The 19,885-nt window shown below is 58.4% G+C and carries 18 protein-coding genes; 1 reads left to right on the forward strand and 17 read right to left on the reverse strand.

Features of this window, described 5'->3' with window-relative positions:
• Positions 1–473: 473 nt before the first annotated feature.
• The 9 genes from sucD to sdhC form a co-directional block, all read right to left on the reverse strand.
• Complete coding sequence (sucD, locus tag CE491_RS04780; protein ID WP_110947217.1) at positions 474–1,361, reverse strand: succinate--CoA ligase subunit alpha; 888 nt, start codon at positions 1,359–1,361, stop codon at positions 474–476.
• The gene (sucC, locus tag CE491_RS04785) at positions 1,361–2,527 is read right to left on the reverse strand and encodes an ADP-forming succinate--CoA ligase subunit beta (protein WP_110947218.1); all 1,167 of its coding nucleotides are present in this window, start codon (positions 2,525–2,527) and stop codon (positions 1,361–1,363) included. The genes sucD and sucC overlap by 1 nt, the downstream gene beginning before the upstream one ends.
• 203 nt (positions 2,528–2,730) lie before the next feature.
• Positions 2,731–4,167 (reverse strand): dihydrolipoyl dehydrogenase, encoded by a 1,437-nt coding sequence (lpdA, locus tag CE491_RS04790; protein WP_110947219.1) that lies wholly within the window; start codon positions 4,165–4,167, stop codon positions 2,731–2,733.
• 174 nt (positions 4,168–4,341) lie between these two features.
• Positions 4,342–5,592 (reverse strand): 2-oxoglutarate dehydrogenase complex dihydrolipoyllysine-residue succinyltransferase, encoded by a 1,251-nt coding sequence (gene odhB / locus CE491_RS04795; protein WP_110947220.1) that lies wholly within the window; start codon positions 5,590–5,592, stop codon positions 4,342–4,344.
• A gap of 41 nt (positions 5,593–5,633) precedes the next feature.
• On the reverse strand, positions 5,634–8,465 hold the full coding sequence (locus CE491_RS04800) for a 2-oxoglutarate dehydrogenase E1 component (protein ID WP_110947221.1): 2,832 nt from the start codon (positions 8,463–8,465) through the stop codon (positions 5,634–5,636).
• Between the two features lie 277 nt (positions 8,466–8,742).
• Positions 8,743–9,447 (reverse strand): succinate dehydrogenase iron-sulfur subunit, encoded by a 705-nt coding sequence (locus CE491_RS04805; RefSeq protein WP_110947222.1) that lies wholly within the window; start codon positions 9,445–9,447, stop codon positions 8,743–8,745.
• Positions 9,448–9,458: 11 nt separating this feature from the next.
• Positions 9,459–11,231, reverse strand: a complete 1,773-nt coding sequence (sdhA, locus tag CE491_RS04810) for a succinate dehydrogenase flavoprotein subunit (RefSeq protein ID WP_110947223.1) — start codon at positions 11,229–11,231, stop codon at positions 9,459–9,461.
• A 3-nt stretch (positions 11,232–11,234) separates the two neighbouring features.
• Positions 11,235–11,603 (reverse strand): succinate dehydrogenase, hydrophobic membrane anchor protein, encoded by a 369-nt coding sequence (gene sdhD / locus CE491_RS04815; RefSeq protein ID WP_110947224.1) that lies wholly within the window; start codon positions 11,601–11,603, stop codon positions 11,235–11,237.
• Positions 11,597–11,971 (reverse strand): succinate dehydrogenase, cytochrome b556 subunit, encoded by a 375-nt coding sequence (gene sdhC / locus CE491_RS04820; RefSeq protein ID WP_110947225.1) that lies wholly within the window; start codon positions 11,969–11,971, stop codon positions 11,597–11,599. The genes sdhD and sdhC overlap by 7 nt, the downstream gene beginning before the upstream one ends.
• A 363-nt stretch (positions 11,972–12,334) precedes the next feature.
• Between sdhC and gltA the strand changes: the two genes are divergently transcribed.
• Positions 12,335–13,624: a citrate synthase gene (gene gltA, locus CE491_RS04825; protein ID WP_062381071.1), complete on the forward strand. Its 1,290-nt coding sequence runs from the start codon at positions 12,335–12,337 to the stop codon at positions 13,622–13,624.
• An 89-nt stretch (positions 13,625–13,713) separates the two neighbouring features.
• On the opposite strand, the gene CE491_RS04830 is transcribed toward gltA, so the two are convergent.
• The 8 genes from CE491_RS04830 to CE491_RS04865 form a co-directional block, all read right to left on the reverse strand.
• Complete coding sequence (locus CE491_RS04830) at positions 13,714–14,319, reverse strand: START domain-containing protein (protein WP_110947226.1); 606 nt, start codon at positions 14,317–14,319, stop codon at positions 13,714–13,716.
• A 77-nt stretch (positions 14,320–14,396) separates the two neighbouring features.
• On the reverse strand, positions 14,397–14,654 hold the full coding sequence (locus CE491_RS04835) for a YkgJ family cysteine cluster protein (protein ID WP_110947227.1): 258 nt from the start codon (positions 14,652–14,654) through the stop codon (positions 14,397–14,399).
• 97 nt (positions 14,655–14,751) lie between these two features.
• Complete coding sequence (locus CE491_RS04840) at positions 14,752–15,477, reverse strand: translation initiation factor 2 (protein ID WP_110947228.1); 726 nt, start codon at positions 15,475–15,477, stop codon at positions 14,752–14,754.
• A gap of 117 nt (positions 15,478–15,594) precedes the next feature.
• Complete coding sequence (locus CE491_RS04845; RefSeq protein ID WP_110947229.1) at positions 15,595–17,034, reverse strand: aminotransferase-like domain-containing protein; 1,440 nt, start codon at positions 17,032–17,034, stop codon at positions 15,595–15,597.
• Between the two features lie 229 nt (positions 17,035–17,263).
• Entirely contained in the window at positions 17,264–18,079 is an 816-nt protein-coding gene (locus tag CE491_RS04850) for an OmpA family protein (protein WP_110947230.1), read from the reverse strand.
• On the reverse strand, positions 18,076–18,429 hold the full coding sequence (locus CE491_RS04855; protein WP_110947232.1) for a DUF4398 domain-containing protein: 354 nt from the start codon (positions 18,427–18,429) through the stop codon (positions 18,076–18,078). The genes CE491_RS04850 and CE491_RS04855 overlap by 4 nt, the downstream gene beginning before the upstream one ends.
• A 22-nt stretch (positions 18,430–18,451) precedes the next feature.
• A complete protein-coding gene (locus CE491_RS04860) occupies positions 18,452–19,279 on the reverse strand; it encodes a substrate-binding periplasmic protein (protein ID WP_110947231.1) in 828 nt (275 codons plus the stop codon).
• 141 nt (positions 19,280–19,420) lie between these two features.
• On the reverse strand, positions 19,421–19,885 hold a 465-nt coding region (locus CE491_RS04865; RefSeq protein ID WP_199884992.1), incomplete at its 5' end, for an electron transfer flavoprotein subunit alpha/FixB family protein.

Below are 19,885 nucleotides of genomic sequence, written 5' to 3' on the forward strand. Positions count from 1 at the left end.
CCTTGTGGGGGCCGAACACGCAAAATGGCGGGTAGCCTACTCTATTTGCCGCCCCAATACAGGGCGGTGCGACCGATGAACGCACGTTCAGGTCGCATTTCGGAAAAGCCCTACAGCATTGAGAGAAGTCGTCGACCATTACGTCTTTTACAGGTACTGCGCCAAACCGCCGATCCATGGGGGCAAGCCTGTAGCAGTACCGCTTGGCGGCGGTCGCGGTAGGCCAACTGCCTCTTGATGAGCTGACCCGCCGCGTTCGCTGCCGTCGTAACCTCCGACGTCTCCTACAGGGGCTGTTACAGGGGTCAATCCCGTTACACCGCGAAACCTGTAGGAGCGGCTTGCTGGCTCCTACAGTAGATCGGGGGTAGCGAAAAATGTGTTCGGCTTGTCAACGACAATTACTCAAAAGCCGAAAAGACAAAAGCCACCCGAAGGTGGCTTTTGTCGATCAGGCAGTGATCAGACGGCAATTAAGCCTTCTTCACTTCCCAACCCGTCAGCTCAGCCAGGGCTTTGCCGATGTCTGCCAGCGAACGCACGGTCTTCACGCCAGCGTCTTGCAGCGCAGCGAATTTCTCGTCTGCAGTGCCTTTACCGCCGGAGATGATCGCGCCCGCATGGCCCATGCGCTTGCCCGGAGGAGCAGTCACACCAGCGATGTAGGAAACGACTGGCTTGGTCACGTGTGCCTTGATATAGGCAGCCGCTTCTTCTTCAGCCGAACCGCCGATCTCACCGATCATGACGATCGCTTCGGTCTTCGGGTCTTCCTGGAACAGCTTCAGGATGTCGATGAAGTTGGAGCCCGGAATCGGGTCACCGCCGATACCGACGCAGGTGGACTGACCGAAACCGGCGTCAGTGGTCTGCTTCACAGCTTCGTAGGTCAGGGTGCCGGAACGCGACACGATACCGACTTTGCCTGGCAAGTGAATGTGACCTGGCATGATGCCGATCTTGCACTCGCCCGGGGTGATGACGCCTGGGCAGTTAGGGCCGATCAGGGTAACACCGAGCTCATCGCACTTGACCTTGGCATCCAGCATGTCGAGGGTAGGGATACCTTCGGTGATGCAGATGATCAGCTTGATGCCGCCGAAAGCAGCTTCCAGGATCGAATCCTTGCAGAAAGGAGCCGGAACGTAGATAACCGAAGCGGTAGCGCCGGTTTGCTTCACAGCTTCGGCAACAGTATTGAACACCGGCAGGTTCAGGTGGGTGGTGCCACCTTTGCCTGGGGTCACGCCGCCAACCATTTTGGTGCCGTAGGCAATGGCTTGTTCGGAGTGGAAAGTACCTTGCGAGCCGGTGAAGCCCTGGCAGATAACTTTGGTGTCTTTATTAATCAGGACGCTCATTATTTGCCCTCCGCAGCTTTGACGACTTGTTGAGCAGCGTCGGTCAAGCTGGTAGCAGCGATGATGTTCAAGCCGCTTTCTGCCAGTACTTTAGCGCCCAGGTCAGCGTTGTTGCCTTCAAGGCGGACAACGACCGGGATTTTCACGCCGACTTCTTTCACCGCACCGATGATGCCTTCGGCAATCATGTCGCAGCGAACAATACCGCCGAAGATGTTGACCAGTACTGCAGCGACGTTGGTGTCGGACAGGATGATCTTGAAAGCTTCGGTCACGCGCTCTTTGGTAGCGCCACCACCTACGTCGAGGAAGTTGGCTGGCTTGCCGCCGTGCAGGTTGACGATGTCCATGGTGCCCATGGCCAGGCCAGCACCGTTGACCATGCAGCCGATGTTGCCTTCCAGTGCCACGTAGTTCAGTTCGAACTTGGCAGCGTGGGCTTCACGTGGATCATCTTGCGATGGATCGTGGAAAGCCTTCAGCTTTGGCTGACGGTACATGGCGTTGGCGTCGATGTTGATCTTGGCGTCCAGGCAGTGCAGATCGCCGTCAGCCTTGATTACCAGCGGGTTCACTTCCAGCAGAGCCAGATCGTGATCCTGGAAGAGATTGGCCAGGCCGACGAAGATCTTGGCGAACTGAGCAACCTGCTTGCCTTCCAGGCCCAACTGGAATGCCAGGTCACGACCCTGGAATGGCTGAGCGCCAACCAGTGGATCGATAGTGGCTTTGAGAATCTTCTCAGGTGTTTCGTGAGCGATTTTCTCGATGTCCACGCCACCTTCGGTGGAAGCCATGAACACGATACGACGGCTCGAACGATCGACTACAGCGCCCAGGTACAGCTCTTTGGCGATGTCAGTGCACGACTCAACCAGGATCTTGGTGACTGGCTGACCGTTGGCATCAGTCTGGTAAGTGACCAGACGCTTGCCCAACCACTGTTGAGCGAACGCAGCTGCGTCTTCCTTGCTGCGAACCAGCTTGACGCCGCCCGCTTTACCGCGACCGCCTGCGTGAACCTGGGCTTTGACGACCCACTCGGTTCCGCCGATCTTGTCGCACGCTTCTGCTGCTGCTTCCGGGGTGTCTACTGCAAAGCCCTTGGATACCGGCAGGCCGTATTCAGCAAACAGCTGCTTACCCTGATACTCGTGAAGATTCATGCTTATTACCGTCTTCGTTAGGTACTGCGCATTCGGTGCTGCTCGTCTAAGCGTGCCGCACCACCTGTGACCGCTTCTCCCGGAAGACCCCTCGCCAGCACCTCAGTGCCGGTTCGATGTCTGCCGGGAGTTCGAGTCCAACGGACCTTCCGCGGCAGGTCTTGCGAGCAAGACCCGCGACGGGCGCTCCGTCGTGGTTTTTCTTAGCGTTTCTTCTTGTTCTGGATGTGGATGGCGCCGCCATTCACAGCCAGAGCAGCTTCGTGCAAGGCTTCGGACAGCGTCGGGTGGGAGAAGACCATCATGCCGATGTCTTCGGCACTGGTGCCGAACTCCATCCCGATCGCGCCCTGCTGAACCAGCTCTGCCGCGCCTGGACCAATGACGTGTACACCCAGTACACGGTCAGTCTTGGCATCAGCGATAACCTTGACGAAACCGCCAGTGTCGTTGGCTGCCATTGCACGACCACTGGCCGCGAACGGGAAGCTGCCGACGTTAACCTCTACGCCTTCGGCCTTCAAGGTCTGCTCGGTTTTACCGACCCACGCGATTTCCGGGTGAGTGTAGATAACCGACGGGATCAGGTCGTAGTTCATCTGGGTCTTGTGACCCTTGATGCGCTCGACCACCATGATGCCTTCTTCAGAGGCTTTGTGTGCCAGCATCAGACCACGGACCACGTCGCCGATCGCGTAGACACCAGGAACGCTGGTCTCGCACTGATCGTTGACGAAGATGAAGCCGCGCTCGTCGATATCGACGCCGCTGTCGGAGGCCAGCAGATCAGTGGTCACAGGACGACGGCCTACAGCAACGATCAGGCGGTCGAAAGTGATGTTCTGCTCACCGTCTTTGTCGGTGTAATTGACGACAACTTCGTTGCCGTTGACTTTCGAGCCGGTCACGCGCGCGCCCAGCTTGATGTCCAGACCCTGTTTGGTAAAAGTCTTCTGCGCTTCCTTGGAAACCGCTTCGTCAGCCGCTGGCAGGAACTTCTCCAGCGCTTCCAGAACGGTGACCTTGGAACCCAGTCGCGACCATACCGAACCCAGTTCCAGGCCGATAACGCCGGCACCGATAACGCCCAGACGCTCAGGCACAGTCTGGAATTCCAGCGCGCCGGTAGAGTCGACGATGACGTTCTGGTCGACCGGAGCCGGTGGGATATCAATCGGACGCGAACCGGAGGCCAGGATGATGTTGTCGGCTTCGATGACTTCGGTGGTGCCGTCAGGCTTGGTCAGCTCGACTTTCTTGCCGGCCAGCAGTTTGCCGTGGCCTTGCAGGGAAGTGACGCCGTTGGCCTTGAACAGGCTGGCGACGCCACCGGTCAAGCCTTTGACGATCTGGGACTTGCGGCCGACCATGGCAGCCACGTCAATCTTCACGTCGGATACCGAGATACCGTGAACGTTGAACTGGTTTTTGGCTTCGTAGAATTTCCAGGAGCTGTCCAGCAGCGCCTTGGACGGGATGCAGCCAACGTTCAGGCAGGTACCGCCGAGAGCCAGCTTGCCCTCTTTATCCTGATACTTCTCGATGCAGGCAGTCTTGAGACCAAGTTGCGCGGCCTTGATGGCGGCAACATAACCGCCAGGGCCTGCGCCAATCACTACCACGTCGAATTTCTGGGACATAACAAAGAGTTCCTCTTTAGCTGCGAGCTTCAAGCTGCAAGCTACAAGCTGATCCGCGATGAACTGCAGATCGGGCTTGCGACTTATTCATTGGATGCGAACTACGGGGCCCCGAGCTGCATGCCGGCCTGCTTCTATCCTGAAGCTTGCGGCTTGCAGCCCGGGGCTGCCTCATCAGATATCCAGCAACAGACGAGCCGGATCTTCCAGCAGGTTCTTGATGGTCACCAGGAAGGTCACAGCTTCTTTACCGTCGATCAAGCGGTGATCGTAGGACAGTGCCAGATACATCATCGGACGAATGACAACCTGACCGTTGATCGCCATCGGGCGCTGAACGATGTTGTGCATGCCCAGGATGGCCGCTTGTGGCGGGTTGACGATCGGGGTCGACATCATCGAACCGAAAGTACCACCGTTGGTGATGGTGAAGGTACCACCAGTCATCTCGTCGATGGACAGTTTGCCGTCACGGGCTTTCTTGCCGAAGGTGGCAATGCCGCCTTCGATTTCAGCCAAGCTCATCTGCTCTGCGTTACGCAGAACCGGCACAACCAGACCACGGTCGCTGGAAACCGCAACGCCTACGTCGGCATAGCCGTGGTAAACGATGTCGGAACCGTCGATCGAAGCGTTGACCGCCGGGAAGCGTTTCAGCGCTTCGGTGGCAGCCTTGACGAAGAACGACATGAAGCCCAGGCGTACGCCGTTGTGGGACTTCTCGAACAGATCCTTGTACTTCGAACGCAGTGCCATGACTTCGGTCATGTCGACTTCATTGAAGGTGGTCAACATGGCCATGGTCGACTGGGCTTCAACCAGACGCTCGGCAACCTTGGCACGCAGACGAGTCATCGGAACGCGCTTCTCGGTGCGGTCGCCAGCGGCGAACACAGGCGCGGAAGCGGCCGGAGCGGCAGGCTTGGCAGCAGGTGCGGCGGCTGGAGCGGATTTCTTCGCTTCGATGGCAGCCACCACGTCTTCCTTGGTGACGCGACCATCTTTGCCGGTGCCCTTGATGCTGGACAGGGCAATGCCGTTTTCTTCGGCCAGCTTGCGGGCAGCCGGAGCGCCGATAGCGTCTTCGTCGCCAGCAGCCGGGGCTGCGGCAGGCGCGGCTGCCGGGGTGGCAGCAGGAGCAGCAGCGGCAGAAGCCGGTGCAGCAGCAGGAGCGGCCGATGCGGTAGCGCCCGCATCCAGGGTTGCGATCAGCTCGTTGGACAGAACGGTATCGCCCTCGCCCTTGACGATGGACGCCAGCACGCCGTCAGCTTCGGCCAGAACTTCGAGGACGACCTTATCGGTCTCGATGTCGACCAGCAGCTCGTCACGTTTCACCGCCTCGCCCGGCTGTTTGTGCCATTTGGAAATGGTGCCATCGGCAACGGATTCCGGGAAAGAGGGGGCTTTGATCTCAATAGCCATTGTCTGTAATTCCTTAATTCGGTTTCTAGTGCGCGAAGGCGTTAAACAGTGAACGCGTCTTTCAGCAGTTTTTCCTGCTGTTCGGCGTGCATCGAAGCGTAGCCACAGGCAGGAGCAGCAGAAGCGTCACGACCGGCGTACTCAAGAACGAGGTTGCGGTTGTGATTGCCGATGCTACGGCGCAAATGATGCTGACTGCTGTACCAGGCGCCCTGGTTCATCGGTTCTTCCTGACACCAGACCACATTGGTCAGATTGGTGTAAGGCGCGATGGCCTCCATCAGGTCGTCTTCCGGGAACGGGTAGAGCTGCTCGATACGCACGATGGCGATATCTTCGCGGCCTTCGGCACGGCGTTTTTCCAGCAGGTCGTAGTAGACCTTGCCACTGCACAGCACCAGACGCGTCACTTTGGCCGGATCGAGGGTGTCGATTTCCGGAATGACAGTCTGGAACGAGCCTTCGGCCAGATCTTCCAGGGTCGAGATTGCCAGCTTGTGGCGCAGCAGCGACTTCGGCGTCAGCACAACCAACGGTTTGCGCAACGGACGAATCACCTGACGGCGCAACAGGTGGTAGATCTGAGCCGGCGTGGTCGGCACGCACACCTGAATGTTGTGCTCGGCGCACAGTTGCAGGTAACGCTCAAGACGCGCCGAGGAGTGCTCGGGGCCCTGGCCTTCGTAGCCGTGTGGCAGCAGCATGGTCAGACCGCACAGACGACCCCACTTGTGCTCGCCACTGGTGATGAACTGGTCGATCACTACCTGCGCACCATTGGCGAAGTCACCGAACTGGGCTTCCCAGATCACCAGCGCATTGGGCGAGGTGGTCGAGTAGCCGTATTCGAATGCCAGTACCGCTTCTTCCGACAGGAACGAGTCGTACAGGTCAAAGCGTGGCTGACCGGCATACAGGTTCTGCAGAGGGACGTAGGTGCTCGCGTCTTTCTGGTTGTGCAAAACGGCGTGACGGTGCGAGAACGTACCGCGACCGACGTCTTGTCCAGTGATGCGCACCGGGTGACCTTCGAACGCCAGCGTGGCGTAAGCCATGGTTTCGGCGTAACCCCAGTTGATCGGCAGGCCACCGGCTTGCATCTTCTGGCGGTCTTCGTAGATCTTCTGAACCTGACGCTGAACCACGAAACCTTCCGGCAGCTCCATCAGCTTGGCGGACAGTTCCTGCAGCGTCTTGAGGTCGAAACGGGTGTCGTGACGCGCGGTCCAGGCGTGGCCCAGGTATGGACGCCAGTCGACGAACAGCTCCTTGTTGGGCTCCTTGACCAGGCTCTTCACAACGTGCATGCCGTTATCCAGCGCGTTGCGGTACTCGTCGACCTTCGCCTGAGCGCCGGCAGCGTCGAGGACACCGGCAGCGGCCAGGGAGTCGGCGTACAGCTCACGGGTCGTGCGCTGCTTGGCGATCTGCTGATACATCAGCGGTTGGGTGCCGCTTGGTTCGTCAGCTTCGTTGTGCCCGCGACGACGGTAGCAGACCAGATCGATCACCACATCACGCTTGAACTGCATGCGGTAGTCGATGGCCAACTGGGTCACGAACATGACGGCTTCAGGGTCATCGCCATTCACATGGAGAATCGGCGCCTGAATCATCTTGGCAACGTCGGTGGCGTACTCGGTGGAGCGCGCATCCAGCGGGTTGCTGATGGTGAAACCGACCTGGTTGTTGATCACGATGTGGATCGTACCGCCAGTCTTGAAGCCGCGGGTCTGCGACATCTGGAAGGTTTCCAGAACCACGCCCTGACCTGCGAACGCAGCGTCACCGTGGATGGAAATCGGCAGCACTTTCTCGCCTGTGGCGTCGTTGCGACGATCCTGACGGGCGCGCACGGAACCTTCCACCACTGGAGATACGATCTCCAGGTGAGATGGGTTGAAAGCCATCGCCAGGTGAACTTCGCCGCCGGTGGTCATCACGTTGGACGAGAAACCCTGGTGGTATTTCACGTCACCGGAACCCAGTTCGACCTTCTTCTTGCCTTCGAACTCGTCGAACAGCTCGCGCGGGTTCTTGCCGAAGGTGTTGACCAGGACGTTCAGACGGCCACGGTGGGCCATGCCGATGACGATTTCCTTGGTGCCGTAGGAGCCGGAGCGCTGGATCAGTTCGTCCAGCATCGGGATCAGGCTCTCGCCACCTTCCAGACCGAAACGCTTGGTGCCTGGGTATTTGGTACCCAGGTACTTTTCCAGACCCTCGGCCGCAGTGACGCGCTCGAGCAGATGGCTCTGAATGTCGGCGGGGTAAGCTGGACGGCCACGCACGCTTTCGAGGCGCTGCATGAACCAGTTGCGCTGGTTGGAATCGACGATGTGCGTGAACTCGGCGCCAATGGTGCGGCAATATGTCTTCTGCAAGGCGTCGACGATTTCGCGTAGGCTCGCCTCCTCCTTGCCGATGAACAGGTCGCCGGCACGGAAGGTGGTATCGAGGTCAGCGTCGGTCAGGCCGTAATGATTGATCGACAGGTCAGCTGGCGCAGTACGCTTCCACAAACCCAGAGGATCGAGTTGCGCACCCTGATGGCCGCGCATACGGAATGCCTGGATCAGTCGCAGCACTTCGACTTGCTTCTTCTCGTGTTCGCTGCTCACGCTACCGGCGGAGACCGGCTGAGCGCGGCGCTGGTTTTTCCCCAGCAACACGAAATGATCGCGAACCGTAGAGTGCGATACATCGGTGGCAGTGCTGCCGTCAGCCGGCAACGTCTGAAAGTAGGTGCGCCACTCTTCTGGCACAGCGTTAGGGTCGTGCAGGTAGAGCTCGTAGAGCTCTTCCACATAGGCAGCGTTACCACCGGAAAGGTGGGCGCTGTTCCACATGCGCTGCATCACGCTTTCTTGCATGCTTGGTCACCCTCGGTTAGGGGACACCATCGGCGTCGACACCCAAGCAGCACTTGAAAGTCCATGCAGCGACCGTATCGAGTCGCTGACTGCACCAAGTCGCCAGGATCACGCAGATAGTCCGGGTACCAGCCCGGATGCCCCTGCTGGTCTCATTTCTTCAAAATAAGAGCCGCAGCCATATGACCGCTGCTCAGGTTAAAACTACGGCGCCGGTTGAAGCCTGCGCCGCAGCGTTTACAGGTACAACAGTTTCAAATAACAGGTGCAACGAACATCAGATACCGCTGGTGAGAAGCATGTTGCGAACGTGACCGATAGCCTTGGTTGGGTTCAGGCCTTTCGGACAGACGTTCACGCAGTTCATGATCCCGCGGCAACGGAACACGCTGAACGGATCGTCCAGCGATGCCAAGCGCTCCTGGGTCTTGGTGTCACGGCTGTCAGCCAGGAAACGGTAGGCTTGCAGCAGTGCCGCTGGACCGAGGAACTTGTCAGGGTTCCACCAGAACGAAGGGCAGGAAGTCGAGCAGCAGGCGCACAGGATGCACTCGTACAGACCGTCCAGCTTCTCACGTTCTTCAGGCGACTGCAGACGTTCGATGGCCGGAGCCGGCGTATCGTTCTGCAGGAATGGCTTCACCTTCTCGTATTGCTTGTAGAAGATGCTCATATCGACGACCAGGTCACGAATCACCGGCAAGCCAGGAAGCGGACGCACCACCAGCTTGTTGTTCTTGACCACCGCAGACAGCGGCGTGATGCACGCCAGGCCGTTCTTGCCGTTGATGTTCATACCGTCGGAACCGCACACGCCTTCACGGCAGGAGCGACGATAGGAAAAACCTTCGTCCTGCTCTTTGATCAGCGCCAATACGTCCAGAACCATCAGGTCCTTGCCGCCGGTATCCACATCGAACACCTGGGTCTTAGGCGCCGTATCGGTATCGGGGTTGTAGCGATAAACTTCGACTTTCAACATAGCAGCCACCCTTAGTAAGTCCGAATTTTCGGTTCAAACGCCGGTACGGTCTTCGGCGCAAAGTTGACTGCACGTTTGGCAACCCGCTTCTCGCCAGGGAAGTACAGGGTGTGGCACAGCCAGTTTTCATCGTCGCGATCTTCGAAATCTTCACGGGCGTGAGCGCCGCGGGATTCCTTACGCACCTCTGCAGCGACTGCAGTGGCTTCGGCGACTTCCAGCAGGTTCTGCAACTCCAGCGCTTCGATACGCGCGGTGTTGAAGCCCTGGGACTTGTCGTTGATCTTGACGTTGGCAATACGAACGCGCAGGTCAGCCAACTGCTCGATGCCCTTCTGCATGTATTCGCCGGTACGGAACACACCGAAGTAGTTCTGCATGCAGTTTTGCAGCTCACGACGCAAGGTCGCGACGTCTTCGCCATCGGTGCGCTCGTTCAGGCTGTTGAGGCGGCTCAGTGCGACGTCGATGTCGGTATTGCTGGCTTCGGCGTATTCGATGCCGTCGGTCAGCGCTTTTTCCAGGTGCAGACCGGCAGCACGACCGAATACCACCAGGTCGAGCAGCGAGTTGCCGCCCAGGCGGTTGGCACCGTGAACCGATACGCAGGCCACTTCGCCTACCGCGAACAGGCCAGGAATGACCTGGTCGTTGCCTTCGGCGTCCTGAGTCATCGCCTGGCCATGGATGTTGGTGGCAACGCCGCCCATCATGTAGTGGCAGGTCGGAACGACTGGAACCGGCGCGACAACCGGGTCAACGTGCGCGAAGGTCTTGGACAGCTCACAGATACCCGGCAGGCGGCTGTGCAGGACTTCTTCGCCCAGGTGGTCGAGTTTCAACATCACGTGGTCGCCGTTAGGACCGCAACCGTTGCCCGCGATGATTTCCTTAACCATGGAACGAGCTACAACGTCACGACCAGCGAGGTCTTTGGCGTTGGGAGCATAACGCTCCATGAAACGCTCGCCGTGCTTGTTGATCAGGTAACCGCCTTCACCGCGGCAACCTTCGGTAACCAGTACACCTGCGCCGGCAATGCCGGTTGGGTGGAACTGCCACATTTCAATGTCCTGAACCGGGACACCTGCACGCAGCGCCATGCCGATACCGTCACCGGTGTTGATCAGGGCGTTGGTGGTCGAAGCGTAGATACGGCCTGCGCCGCCGGTAGCCAGTACAGTTGCCTTTGCGCGGATGTAAATGGTTTCGCCGGTTTCGATGCAGATCGCGATCACACCCACGAACGCGCCGTCCTGGTTCTTCACCAGGTCAACGGCGTAGTACTCGTTCAGAAAGGTGGTGCCTGCTTTCAGGTTGCCCTGGTAAAGGGTGTGCAACAGCGCGTGGCCGGTACGGTCGGACGCCGCGCAAGTACGTGCAGCCTGACCGCCTTTGCCGAAATCCTTGGACTGACCACCGAACGGACGCTGGTAGATACGGCCTGTTTCGGTACGCGAGAACGGCAGACCCATGTGGTCCAGTTCGAAGACCGCTGCCGGGCCTTCCTGACACATGTATTCGATAGCGTCCTGGTCACCGATGTAGTCGGAACCCTTGACGGTATCGTACATGTGCCAGCGCCAGTCATCGTTCGGGTCGGCCGACGCGATGGCGCAGGTGATGCCGCCCTGTGCGGACACGGTGTGCGAGCGGGTTGGAAAAACCTTGGTGACTACAGCGGTCTTGTGGCCGCCCTGAGCCAGCTGCAACGCAGCACGCATGCCTGCACCGCCGCCACCAATGATGATGGCGTCGAATGAGAGTGTATTAATGTTAGCCATGAATCAGATACCCCAAAGAATCTGCACACCCCAGACGAAGTACGCGAACATCGCAATGCCGCACACCGCCTGGAAAAGGAAACGCACAGCCAGTGCGGACTTGCCGAACCCCATCGGGGTCAGGTAGTCGGTCGCGATGGTCCACATGCCGACCCAGGCGTGAGCGGCCAGGGCAACCAGGGCCAACAGACTGAAGATGCGCATTCCGTTATGCGAGAACAGAGCGTGCCACGTGGCGTAGTCGATGCCAGGGTGCGCGATCAGGTATCCGATCAGGAAAATGAAATAAGCCGCGAGCACTACCGCGGAGACGCGTTGCGCCATCCAGTCGTAGAGGCCCGAACGAGACAGGTTCGTAACGCTGGTTACCATATCCAAACTCCCGCCAGAACGATCAGCACCAGGGAAATGGCGATGACGATTTTCGAGCCCAGCTTTCCGCCTTCCAGCGTCTCACCGACACCCGTATCCATGATCAGGTGACGAACACCGGCCACCAGGTGATACAACAGGGAAGACAGAAGCCCCCACGCGATGAACTTGGCCAGCGGACTGGTCAAGGATGCCTTCACGTCGGCGAAACCTTCTTCGGAACCCAGCGACTTGCTCAATGCGTAAAGCATGATGGCAAGGCCGACGAAGAGAATGATGCCGGAGATGCGATGAAGGATCGACGTTATCGCGGTGATGGGGAGTTTGATGGTCCTTAGGTCTAGATTTACAGGTCGTTGGCTTTTCACGGCTTTTTTTCACACTGAAGAGCCCCTAACAATCAGGGCAAGTTGTTGGGAAGTGCACTGGTCAGGTACCCACTACCCAGGAAGTGACGACCCCCAGAAAAACGGGCCTGCAAGCCCCTGGCGGTCGGGTGCCGAGTATAGACAGTTAGGCAACTAATGACAACGCACAGACCCACCCCTAATGGCGGATTGCTTTAGCGGAATAAAAGGCGTAAACGGCAGGGAATTTCGAGGAAAACCCTGGGTTAAAGCCTTCTCACACAACACTTTCGGCAAATTGACTTTAGAATTTATCTCACTATAGTGATGCGGGCCCTGCGTGGGGGGCCTGTCTGATGATTTGAAGCATAAATAGGAGGCCACATGGCTGACAAAAAAGCGCAGTTGATCATCGAGGGCGCTGCCCCCGTCGAGCTGCCCATTCTGACCGGCACCGTTGGTCCCGATGTAATCGACGTACGCGGCCTGACCGCCACCGGACGCTTCACATTCGACCCAGGCTTCATGTCGACCGCCTCATGCGAATCCAAGATCACCTACATCGACGGTGACAACGGTATTCTGCTGCACCGCGGCTACCCGATCGAGCAATTGGCCGAGCAATCGGATTACCTGGAAACCTGCTACCTGCTGCTCAACGGCGAACTGCCAACCGCCGAACAGAAAGCCCAATTCGTCGTCACCGTGAAGAATCACACCATGGTGCACGAACAGCTCAAGACCTTCTTCAACGGCTTCCGTCGTGACGCTCACCCGATGGCGGTCATGTGCGGCGTTGTCGGCGCCCTCTCGGCGTTCTACCACGACTCGCTGGACATCAATAACCCGCAACACCGCGAAATCTCTGCGATCCGCCTGGTCGCCAAGATGCCGACCCTTGCCGCGATGGTTTACAAGTACTCCATGGGCCAGCCCATGATGTACCCGCGCAACGACCTGAGCTACGCGGAAAACTTCCTGCACATGATGTTCAACACGCCGTGCGAGATCAAACCGATCAGCCCGACGCTGGCCAAGGCGATGGACCGGATCTTCATCCTCCACGCCGACCACGAACAGAACGCCTCGACCTCCACCGTGCGCATGGCCGGCTCTTCGGGCGCCAACCCGTTCGCCTGTATCGCCGCCGGCATCGCTGCGCTGTGGGGCCCTGCCCACGGCGGCGCCAACGAAGCCGTGCTGACCATGCTCGATGAAATCGGCGATGTCTCGAACATCGACAAATTCATCGCCAAGGCCAAGGACAAGAACGACCCGTTCAAACTGATGGGCTTCGGTCACCGCGTCTACAAGAACCGTGACCCGCGCGCCACCGTGATGAAGCAGACTTGCGATGAAGTACTGCGCGAACTGGGCATCACCAACGATCCGCAGCTGGAACTGGCCATGCGCCTGGAAGAGATCGCGCTGACCGATCCGTACTTCATCGAGCGCTCGCTGTACCCGAACGTCGACTTCTACTCGGGCATCATCCTGAAGGCGATCGGTATTCCAACCAGCATGTTCACTGTGATCTTCGCCCTGGCACGCACTGTCGGCTGGATATCGCACTGGAAAGAAATGCTCTCCAGCCCATACAAGATCGGCCGTCCTCGCCAGCTGTATACCGGCGAAGTATCTCGCGACATCGTTCCACTTGCAGAACGCAAGTAAGCACAGACGCCATTAAGCAACTGGGAAACGAAAAAGGCTGCCAGTGGCAGCCTTTTTTCATTCCCGCGAGAACTGTATCGGTCATCCGATCACTTCGTTGCTCGCTCTCTCAGCGCTTTCAATGTGTTGAACGGGGCATCGACAACGAACTTGTTGGCGAGCCAGGAAGGCACGCTGCCGCCCGGCTCGGTGTGCACCTGATAGGTCACCTCGGTCTCGCTCGGGCCTTTTGGAACAAGCTTCCAGTAGCCTTCAACCTGAGCGACCCGTACGAAGCCTTTTTCTTCCGGAATGTACTTGGGGTCACCCAGTAGGTTGCGCATCAGGCTGCCATCCGCTCCTTCGACCGTGGTGATCTGCAGAACCGAATCCCGCGGGGTCACGGGCCACGGGGTATTGAACTGGGTGTAGGTCCAGGTCCTGTCACCTTCGTGCTTGAGAATTTTCTGCGACTTGCATTCGTGAACCCAGGCACAGGCCCCTGCTACATCCTCCTGCAAGCTGCGCAGTGTTGCGACGCTGGCCTTGATCGTTGTCACACCCCGATACGCCTTGTACTGCGACCCCGCGACATCACCGAGCGAAACCTTGATCCCGTCTTCGTCCTTGGCCACTTTCCAGTCATCAGCCTGGGCGGCACTGGCGACCATTACAATCATGCCAATTCCAAATGCAATCCGGTACAACGAACCCATATCTTATTCCTTATTGTCTGTAGTTCAGATGCCGATCAGATGTCGTGCAACGCTGTGATTGAGCCTCCCCTCGTCCATCAAGCGAGGGAAGTGGCCTGCTCCCACCAGCCAATCAGGCGGACTGCCTCCTCGGAACTGCTGCCACAGACTTCCGGCTCCGCAGCGAAACGGCTGCAGACCGCCGGCCGTTCCGGCTTGCCGAAAATCAGGCACAGCATGTCGACAGAAAGCTGCACGCAACGTTCTCCCGCCGATTTGCCTTGCGGCATGCCGGGAATCGGCGAAGAAATCGAAGGCGCGATGCAGCATGCGCCGCAGCCCGGACGGCATTCCATGGAAAACATCCTCACAGGAGGCGATGGGAGATGAACGGATAGTACCCGCTAAAACGAACGTTTGAAAATGCAGGATCCGGCGACAAGCCAGCGGGTACTACTGCTTGAATGTGAAATCCAGTGCTGCACCTTCCACGTCTTTGCGCGCTTCATTACGCAGTTGAAGCTGCATTTCATTGCTCAGCAAACGTCCTTGAAGCTGGAAATCAGGGTCACTGTTGCTGTCGGGAAACATCTTCGGCAGAAGCGGCTTGGCCCCGGCAGCCGGGGACTTCGGTTTCGCGGCAGCGGTAACGACACCCGGCGGCGGGGTCAGCTGTTTAACCATATCCGCAGGCAAGCTCAAGTCCAGGGTTGCCTTGGGCAAACGGGTATCTTTTACCACTTGGGATGCCGATTTGCTCTTGCTGGCGACTGGCGCACGATTGGCGACTTCGGCGTTATCCGCTTTAACCTTGGCTGATTTAGCGTTGACACTTGGTGTCTTCTGCTCGACTGCCGCTGCCTTCGCCGCGGTGGTCATTTTCTTCGCAGCTTCGGAGGTGAGCGGATCAGGCTTGCTTGCAGCAATGACGGGAACAACCGATACATTTGGTTTCAATTCATGCACTGGTACAGCAGCCCCAGGCACCTTCTCAGAAGGTTGTTCAGGAGCTTGCGCAGGCGCCTGAGCAACAGGCGCGGCAGTGTGTGGCGTCTTCGCGTCAGACACTTGAGCGGGCGCTTGAGCGGACACTTTGGCCGGTGGCGCAGGCGCCTTGTCGGCGTCACAGGCGCTCAGCAACACCATTAACAGCAGGCCGATACAACGCAGTGAATTCATATTTGGGCGGCAGAAAAATAGGCAGAAGCCATATGCTGGCTCTTTGCACGGCCACTGACAAGTGAATGCCTGTCAGCAAGCCCCTTCAAGTGATGGAAAACGCCACTCCTATGGAGTTCACCACGCCTGACCAGCGTCCTGGCATAACTGCTTGGCGAGCATGCCCACCGTCATCAGCGCCCGCTCCGCCTCTCGGTTCCACGGCAACCCACAGTTCAGGCGAATACAGTGGTTGAACTGCTCTGTATTACTGAAGATCAAGCCCGGCGCGATACTGATGCCCTGCTCCAGTGCACGGACGTGCAGCTCTTGCGTGTTGACCCTTCCCGGCAAGCTTATCCAGAGAATGAAGCCCCCTGCGGGTCGGCTGATCTGGGTTCCCTCAGGGAACATCTGCTGCACCGCCAGTTGGAAGGCGCTGAGGTTCTTGCGATGCTCCTGTCGGATATAGCGCAAATGACGATCGTAACCGCCGTTCTCAAGGTAAGACGCCACTGCCATCTGCGTCACACTGCAGGCCGAGTGCGTGCTGAAGGTCTGCAATCGCTGGATTTCCGCCTGGTACTTGCCGGCGATCATCCAGCCGATCCTCACGCCCGGCGACAGGGTCTTGGAGAAGCTCGAACAATAGATCACCCGCCCCAGACGATCGAAGGCCTTCAGCGCCTTGGTCTTGTTCTGCTCATACATCAACTCGCCGTAGATATCGTCTTCGATGATCTGGATATCGAAGTCCGACGCCAATCGCAACAGGTGCTTCTGTCGCTCTTCGGGCATGGTGCTGCCCAGCGGATTGCTCAGCCGCGAGGTCATCACCAATGCCTTGATCGACCACTGATTCGCCGCCAATTGCAAAGCCTCCAGACTGATCCCGGTGTTCGGGTCGCTGGGAATTTCGATGACTTTCAATCCCAGCAAATCCGCCAGTTGCAGCAATCCGTAGTAGGTCGGTGACTCGGCGGCAATCAGATCGCCGGGGCTGGTGAGCACCCGCAACGACATCTGCAGCGCATCCACACAACCGTGGGTAATCACCACCTCCGAGGGGTCGACCACGACGCCGGCGTCGCGCATGCGGATCGCCACCTGGCGCCGTAGCGGCTCGAAGCCAGGACTGAACATATAGTTGAAAGCGCGAGGGCTCTGGAACCGTGTGACCTTGGCCAACTGTTGATGTAAGGCGCGCAGCGGCAAGTAATCGATATGAGGCACCGCTGCGCCAAATGCGAAGACACCTTCCCGCCGCGCTTCCACCAGCACTTGCTGAATGATGCTCGCGCGGGTGACCAGGCCAGGCCGCTCGACCCTTGCGATATCGGGCGTCGGCGCCGTAAGCGCGGGTGTCTGGTGAACGTAATAACCGGACTGGGGACGAGCACGGATCAACCCCTGATCCTCAAGATTGGCGTAAGCCTGGAGCACCGTCGCATGACTTACGTTGAGCTGGGAACTCATCTTTCGAACGGAAGGGACGCGCTCGCCCGGCTGATAAACGCCGCGACGAATGTCCTCGGCCAACTGCTGGGCGATACGTTGATACAGCAGAAGATTGGTCATTTGGCGCCCCTCGAATCCATGCTTGCAAGGCCATCTGTGATCACGAACGGCAATCAGATCGAACAGATCACCGGAACAGTTGCCAAGTGTACGGGGGCAGTTAGCTCATCGACCAGTCTTTCTTAAGGCTGCTGAAAAATTTCACGTGCCATATCCGCCAACTAAGCGGCGGTTTTTCCACAAAAAAGCCCGGCTTTCATAAAACACCGGGCCGCATGAACAATATTTTTTATCGGGCAGCGCTGAGCTTGCCTTTATCGTCCGAAAACACGATTTCCACACGACGGTTTTGCGCACGGCCATGCTCAGACGTATTCGCATCTATAGGAAACTGGTTCCCATAACCTTCGACCTGAATCCGCTCGTCCTCGATGCCGAGATCAGACAGCACATCCGCCACCGCCTGGGCGCGATCTCGGGACAATTGCAGGTTCTCCTGACTGTCACCGGTGCTGTCGGTATAACCTTCGATTCGAACGACCCGCTTGGGGTTGAACTGCAGAAACTGCACGACCTTCAACACAGTGCGATTGGCCGAGCTTTTGAGCTCCGCGCGCCCCGTGTCGAACAGCATGTCGCCCAATGTCATCACCAGGCCACGCTCGCCCTGCTGAGTCGAGAGGCTGATGACCTGATCCTCGGCCCACTTGCCTTGCTGCTGGGCACCGGAAAGCTTGGCTTCGCGCAGGGCCAGTTGCAGACGCTGACGCTCGAGTTCCAGACGCGCGAGCTTCTCCTGATTGAGCAGCAGCTGACTGTGCTCGGTCGCGATAGCGCTGTAGCGGCTGCTCAAATATGCGTAATGGCTGACATCGTCCGAACTGCCGACGTAGCTGGACAGACGCTCGGCCCGCGCCAACAGTTCACCTGCACGAATCACATCCCTTGGCGCGCTGCGCAACACATTGGTGTCGCCTTTCACCTTTTGGAAATCGGCGTTGGCGCTTTGCAACGCCTGTTCACTGTTCTGATGCCCGGCACAACCGTATAAGCCTGCGCTGCCGAGTAGCAGACAAACGCTCAATATCCGAGGAATGCGGTTCATTGGGCCGCCCCCAGTTGCTTGCGCAGACGATCCAGTCGCGTGTTCACTTGAGTGAGTTGCTCTTCGCTCTTCTCGGTCAGCACTCGGGCTTCGGCCAGTCGCGCATCCAGCTCGGCCTGTTCGGCCTGCATGCGCGCTTGCTTGTAGGATTGGTCAGCCATGTTTGCCTGCGCCTGGGCCAGTTTCGCCTGGGCGGCGGCCATGTCTGGTTCGTCATCGGTGGCGCCCACGGCGGTAGCCTGGGCGACAGCCTGCTCCGTGAGCTTCAGTTGCTCAATGGGTGCAGGATCATTTGCGCAGCCGAACAATGAGGCGGTTGCCAGGGCTACGAATAAAAATCGTACTTTCAAAAAAACGCTCAAAAAAACATTCCTACTGGTTTACGGCGCTGGTTGGCTGCTGCAACTGCGCTTTCCAGAGTTCCAGATTGCGCGCGATGGCTTCGCCGGAGCGGCCCGAAGCCGCCAATTCTGTCATTTTTTTCGCCAGCTGTCCGCGCAACCGTGAATCGTTGCAGGCCGAATTAAATGACAGCGCGAGGTACAAGCCGGGACGGTCCAGCGGCAGCGGCTGGGCAGGCAAATCCTGGGACATGCCCAGAGTCTGGGTCAAGGCCATGCCCGCATAACGACCAGCCAGCACGAAGTCGACCTGCCCCAACATCAGCTTCTGAAACGCCTGAGTCAGGTTCGGCTGTTTTTCGAGGTTCAGGTGTTCTTTGATTGCCGCATCGAAGCCCGAGGTGACGCGGGTTTTTTCGGAGATCGCCCCAGGATGCCCATGCAGGTCGGCCAAGGAGTCGAATGGCTGAGCTTGTCCGACGCGGGTCCAGACCATGATTTCGTTTTGGGTAATCGGCGGATGGATGAAATCCAGCGACTCCAACTCGTTGCTATTAAGAGGCGTGTCCGCGAGCAGGTCCATGCGCCCGGTGCGCACTTCTTCGAGGGCCTGGCTGCGCTTGCCCGCATAGAGCAGCTCGACCTTGACGCCGATTTGCATGGCCGCCTCCTTGAGCAGATCGGCATTGGCGCCCATCAGATGCCTTGGATCCTGCGGGTCGCGCCACAGATAAGGCGGTGCATCCGGGCTGCCGGTCACCACCAGCCGCTCGCAGGTACCTGCCGCGAGGGAGCTCATCGATTGCAAAAGCAACCATCCTGTAACCACCGATGTCAGCGTGTGCCTGGGCGACGACATGGCAACATCCTTTTTCCGAGCCAATAAAAAACCCGCTCACTCAAGGCTGTGGAAGGCGCAAGTCATCGAAAAATCTCGACGGTCAACGCTTTCGAACAGCCCCGAAACGAACGGGTTCTCTTTATAAGTCAGGTGACTGGATTAGACCAGCTTCTCCAACTCCGGCACAGCTTCGAACAGATCCGCGACCAAACCATAATCGGCGACCTGGAAGATCGGCGCTTCTTCATCCTTGTTGATCGCCACGATCACTTTGGAATCCTTCATGCCGGCCAAGTGCTGGATCGCGCCGGAGATACCGACGGCGATGTACAGCTGTGGCGCAACGATCTTGCCAGTCTGACCGACCTGCATGTCGTTGGGTACGAAACCTGCGTCGACGGCCGCGCGGGAAGCGCCAACCGCAGCGCCGAGCTTGTCGGCCAGCGCGTACAGGTGCTTGAAGTTGTCGCCGTTCTGCATGCCGCGACCGCCGGAGACGACAATCTTGGCGGCAGTCAATTCAGGACGATCGGACTTGGCCAACTCTTCGCTGACGAAGGACGATTTGCCTGCGTCGTGAGCAGCCGAGACCGCTTCAACCGCAGCAGAACCACCTTCGGCGGC

The sequence above is a fragment of the Pseudomonas bohemica genome, assembly GCF_002934685.1.
Lineage (GTDB): Bacteria > Pseudomonadota > Gammaproteobacteria > Pseudomonadales > Pseudomonadaceae > Aquipseudomonas > Aquipseudomonas bohemica.

Coding starts and splice junctions, on each gene's coding strand:
- CE491_RS04835 (WP_110947227.1), bottom strand. CDS start 14,654: ATGGAATGCCGTCCGGGCTGCGGCGCATGCTGCATCGCGCCTTCGATT.
- CE491_RS04845 (WP_110947229.1), bottom strand. CDS start 17,034: ATGACCAATCTTCTGCTGTATCAACGTATCGCCCAGCAGTTGGCCGAG.
- CE491_RS04805 (WP_110947222.1), bottom strand. CDS start 9,447: ATGTTGAAAGTCGAAGTTTATCGCTACAACCCCGATACCGATACGGCG.
- CE491_RS04800 (WP_110947221.1), bottom strand. CDS start 8,465: ATGCAAGAAAGCGTGATGCAGCGCATGTGGAACAGCGCCCACCTTTCC.
- odhB (WP_110947220.1), bottom strand. CDS start 5,592: ATGGCTATTGAGATCAAAGCCCCCTCTTTCCCGGAATCCGTTGCCGAT.
- lpdA (WP_110947219.1), bottom strand. CDS start 4,167: ATGTCCCAGAAATTCGACGTGGTAGTGATTGGCGCAGGCCCTGGCGGT.
- sucC (WP_110947218.1), bottom strand. CDS start 2,527: ATGAATCTTCACGAGTATCAGGGTAAGCAGCTGTTTGCTGAATACGGC.
- CE491_RS04850 (WP_110947230.1), bottom strand. CDS start 18,079: ATGAACCGCATTCCTCGGATATTGAGCGTTTGTCTGCTACTCGGCAGC.
- CE491_RS04860 (WP_110947231.1), bottom strand. CDS start 19,279: ATGTCGTCGCCCAGGCACACGCTGACATCGGTGGTTACAGGATGGTTG.
- gltA (WP_062381071.1), top strand. CDS start 12,335: ATGGCTGACAAAAAAGCGCAGTTGATCATCGAGGGCGCTGCCCCCGTC.
- CE491_RS04830 (WP_110947226.1), bottom strand. CDS start 14,319: ATGGGTTCGTTGTACCGGATTGCATTTGGAATTGGCATGATTGTAATG.
- sucD (WP_110947217.1), bottom strand. CDS start 1,361: ATGAGCGTCCTGATTAATAAAGACACCAAAGTTATCTGCCAGGGCTTC.
- sdhD (WP_110947224.1), bottom strand. CDS start 11,603: ATGGTAACCAGCGTTACGAACCTGTCTCGTTCGGGCCTCTACGACTGG.
- CE491_RS04840 (WP_110947228.1), bottom strand. CDS start 15,477: ATGAATTCACTGCGTTGTATCGGCCTGCTGTTAATGGTGTTGCTGAGC.
- sdhA (WP_110947223.1), bottom strand. CDS start 11,231: ATGGCTAACATTAATACACTCTCATTCGACGCCATCATCATTGGTGGC.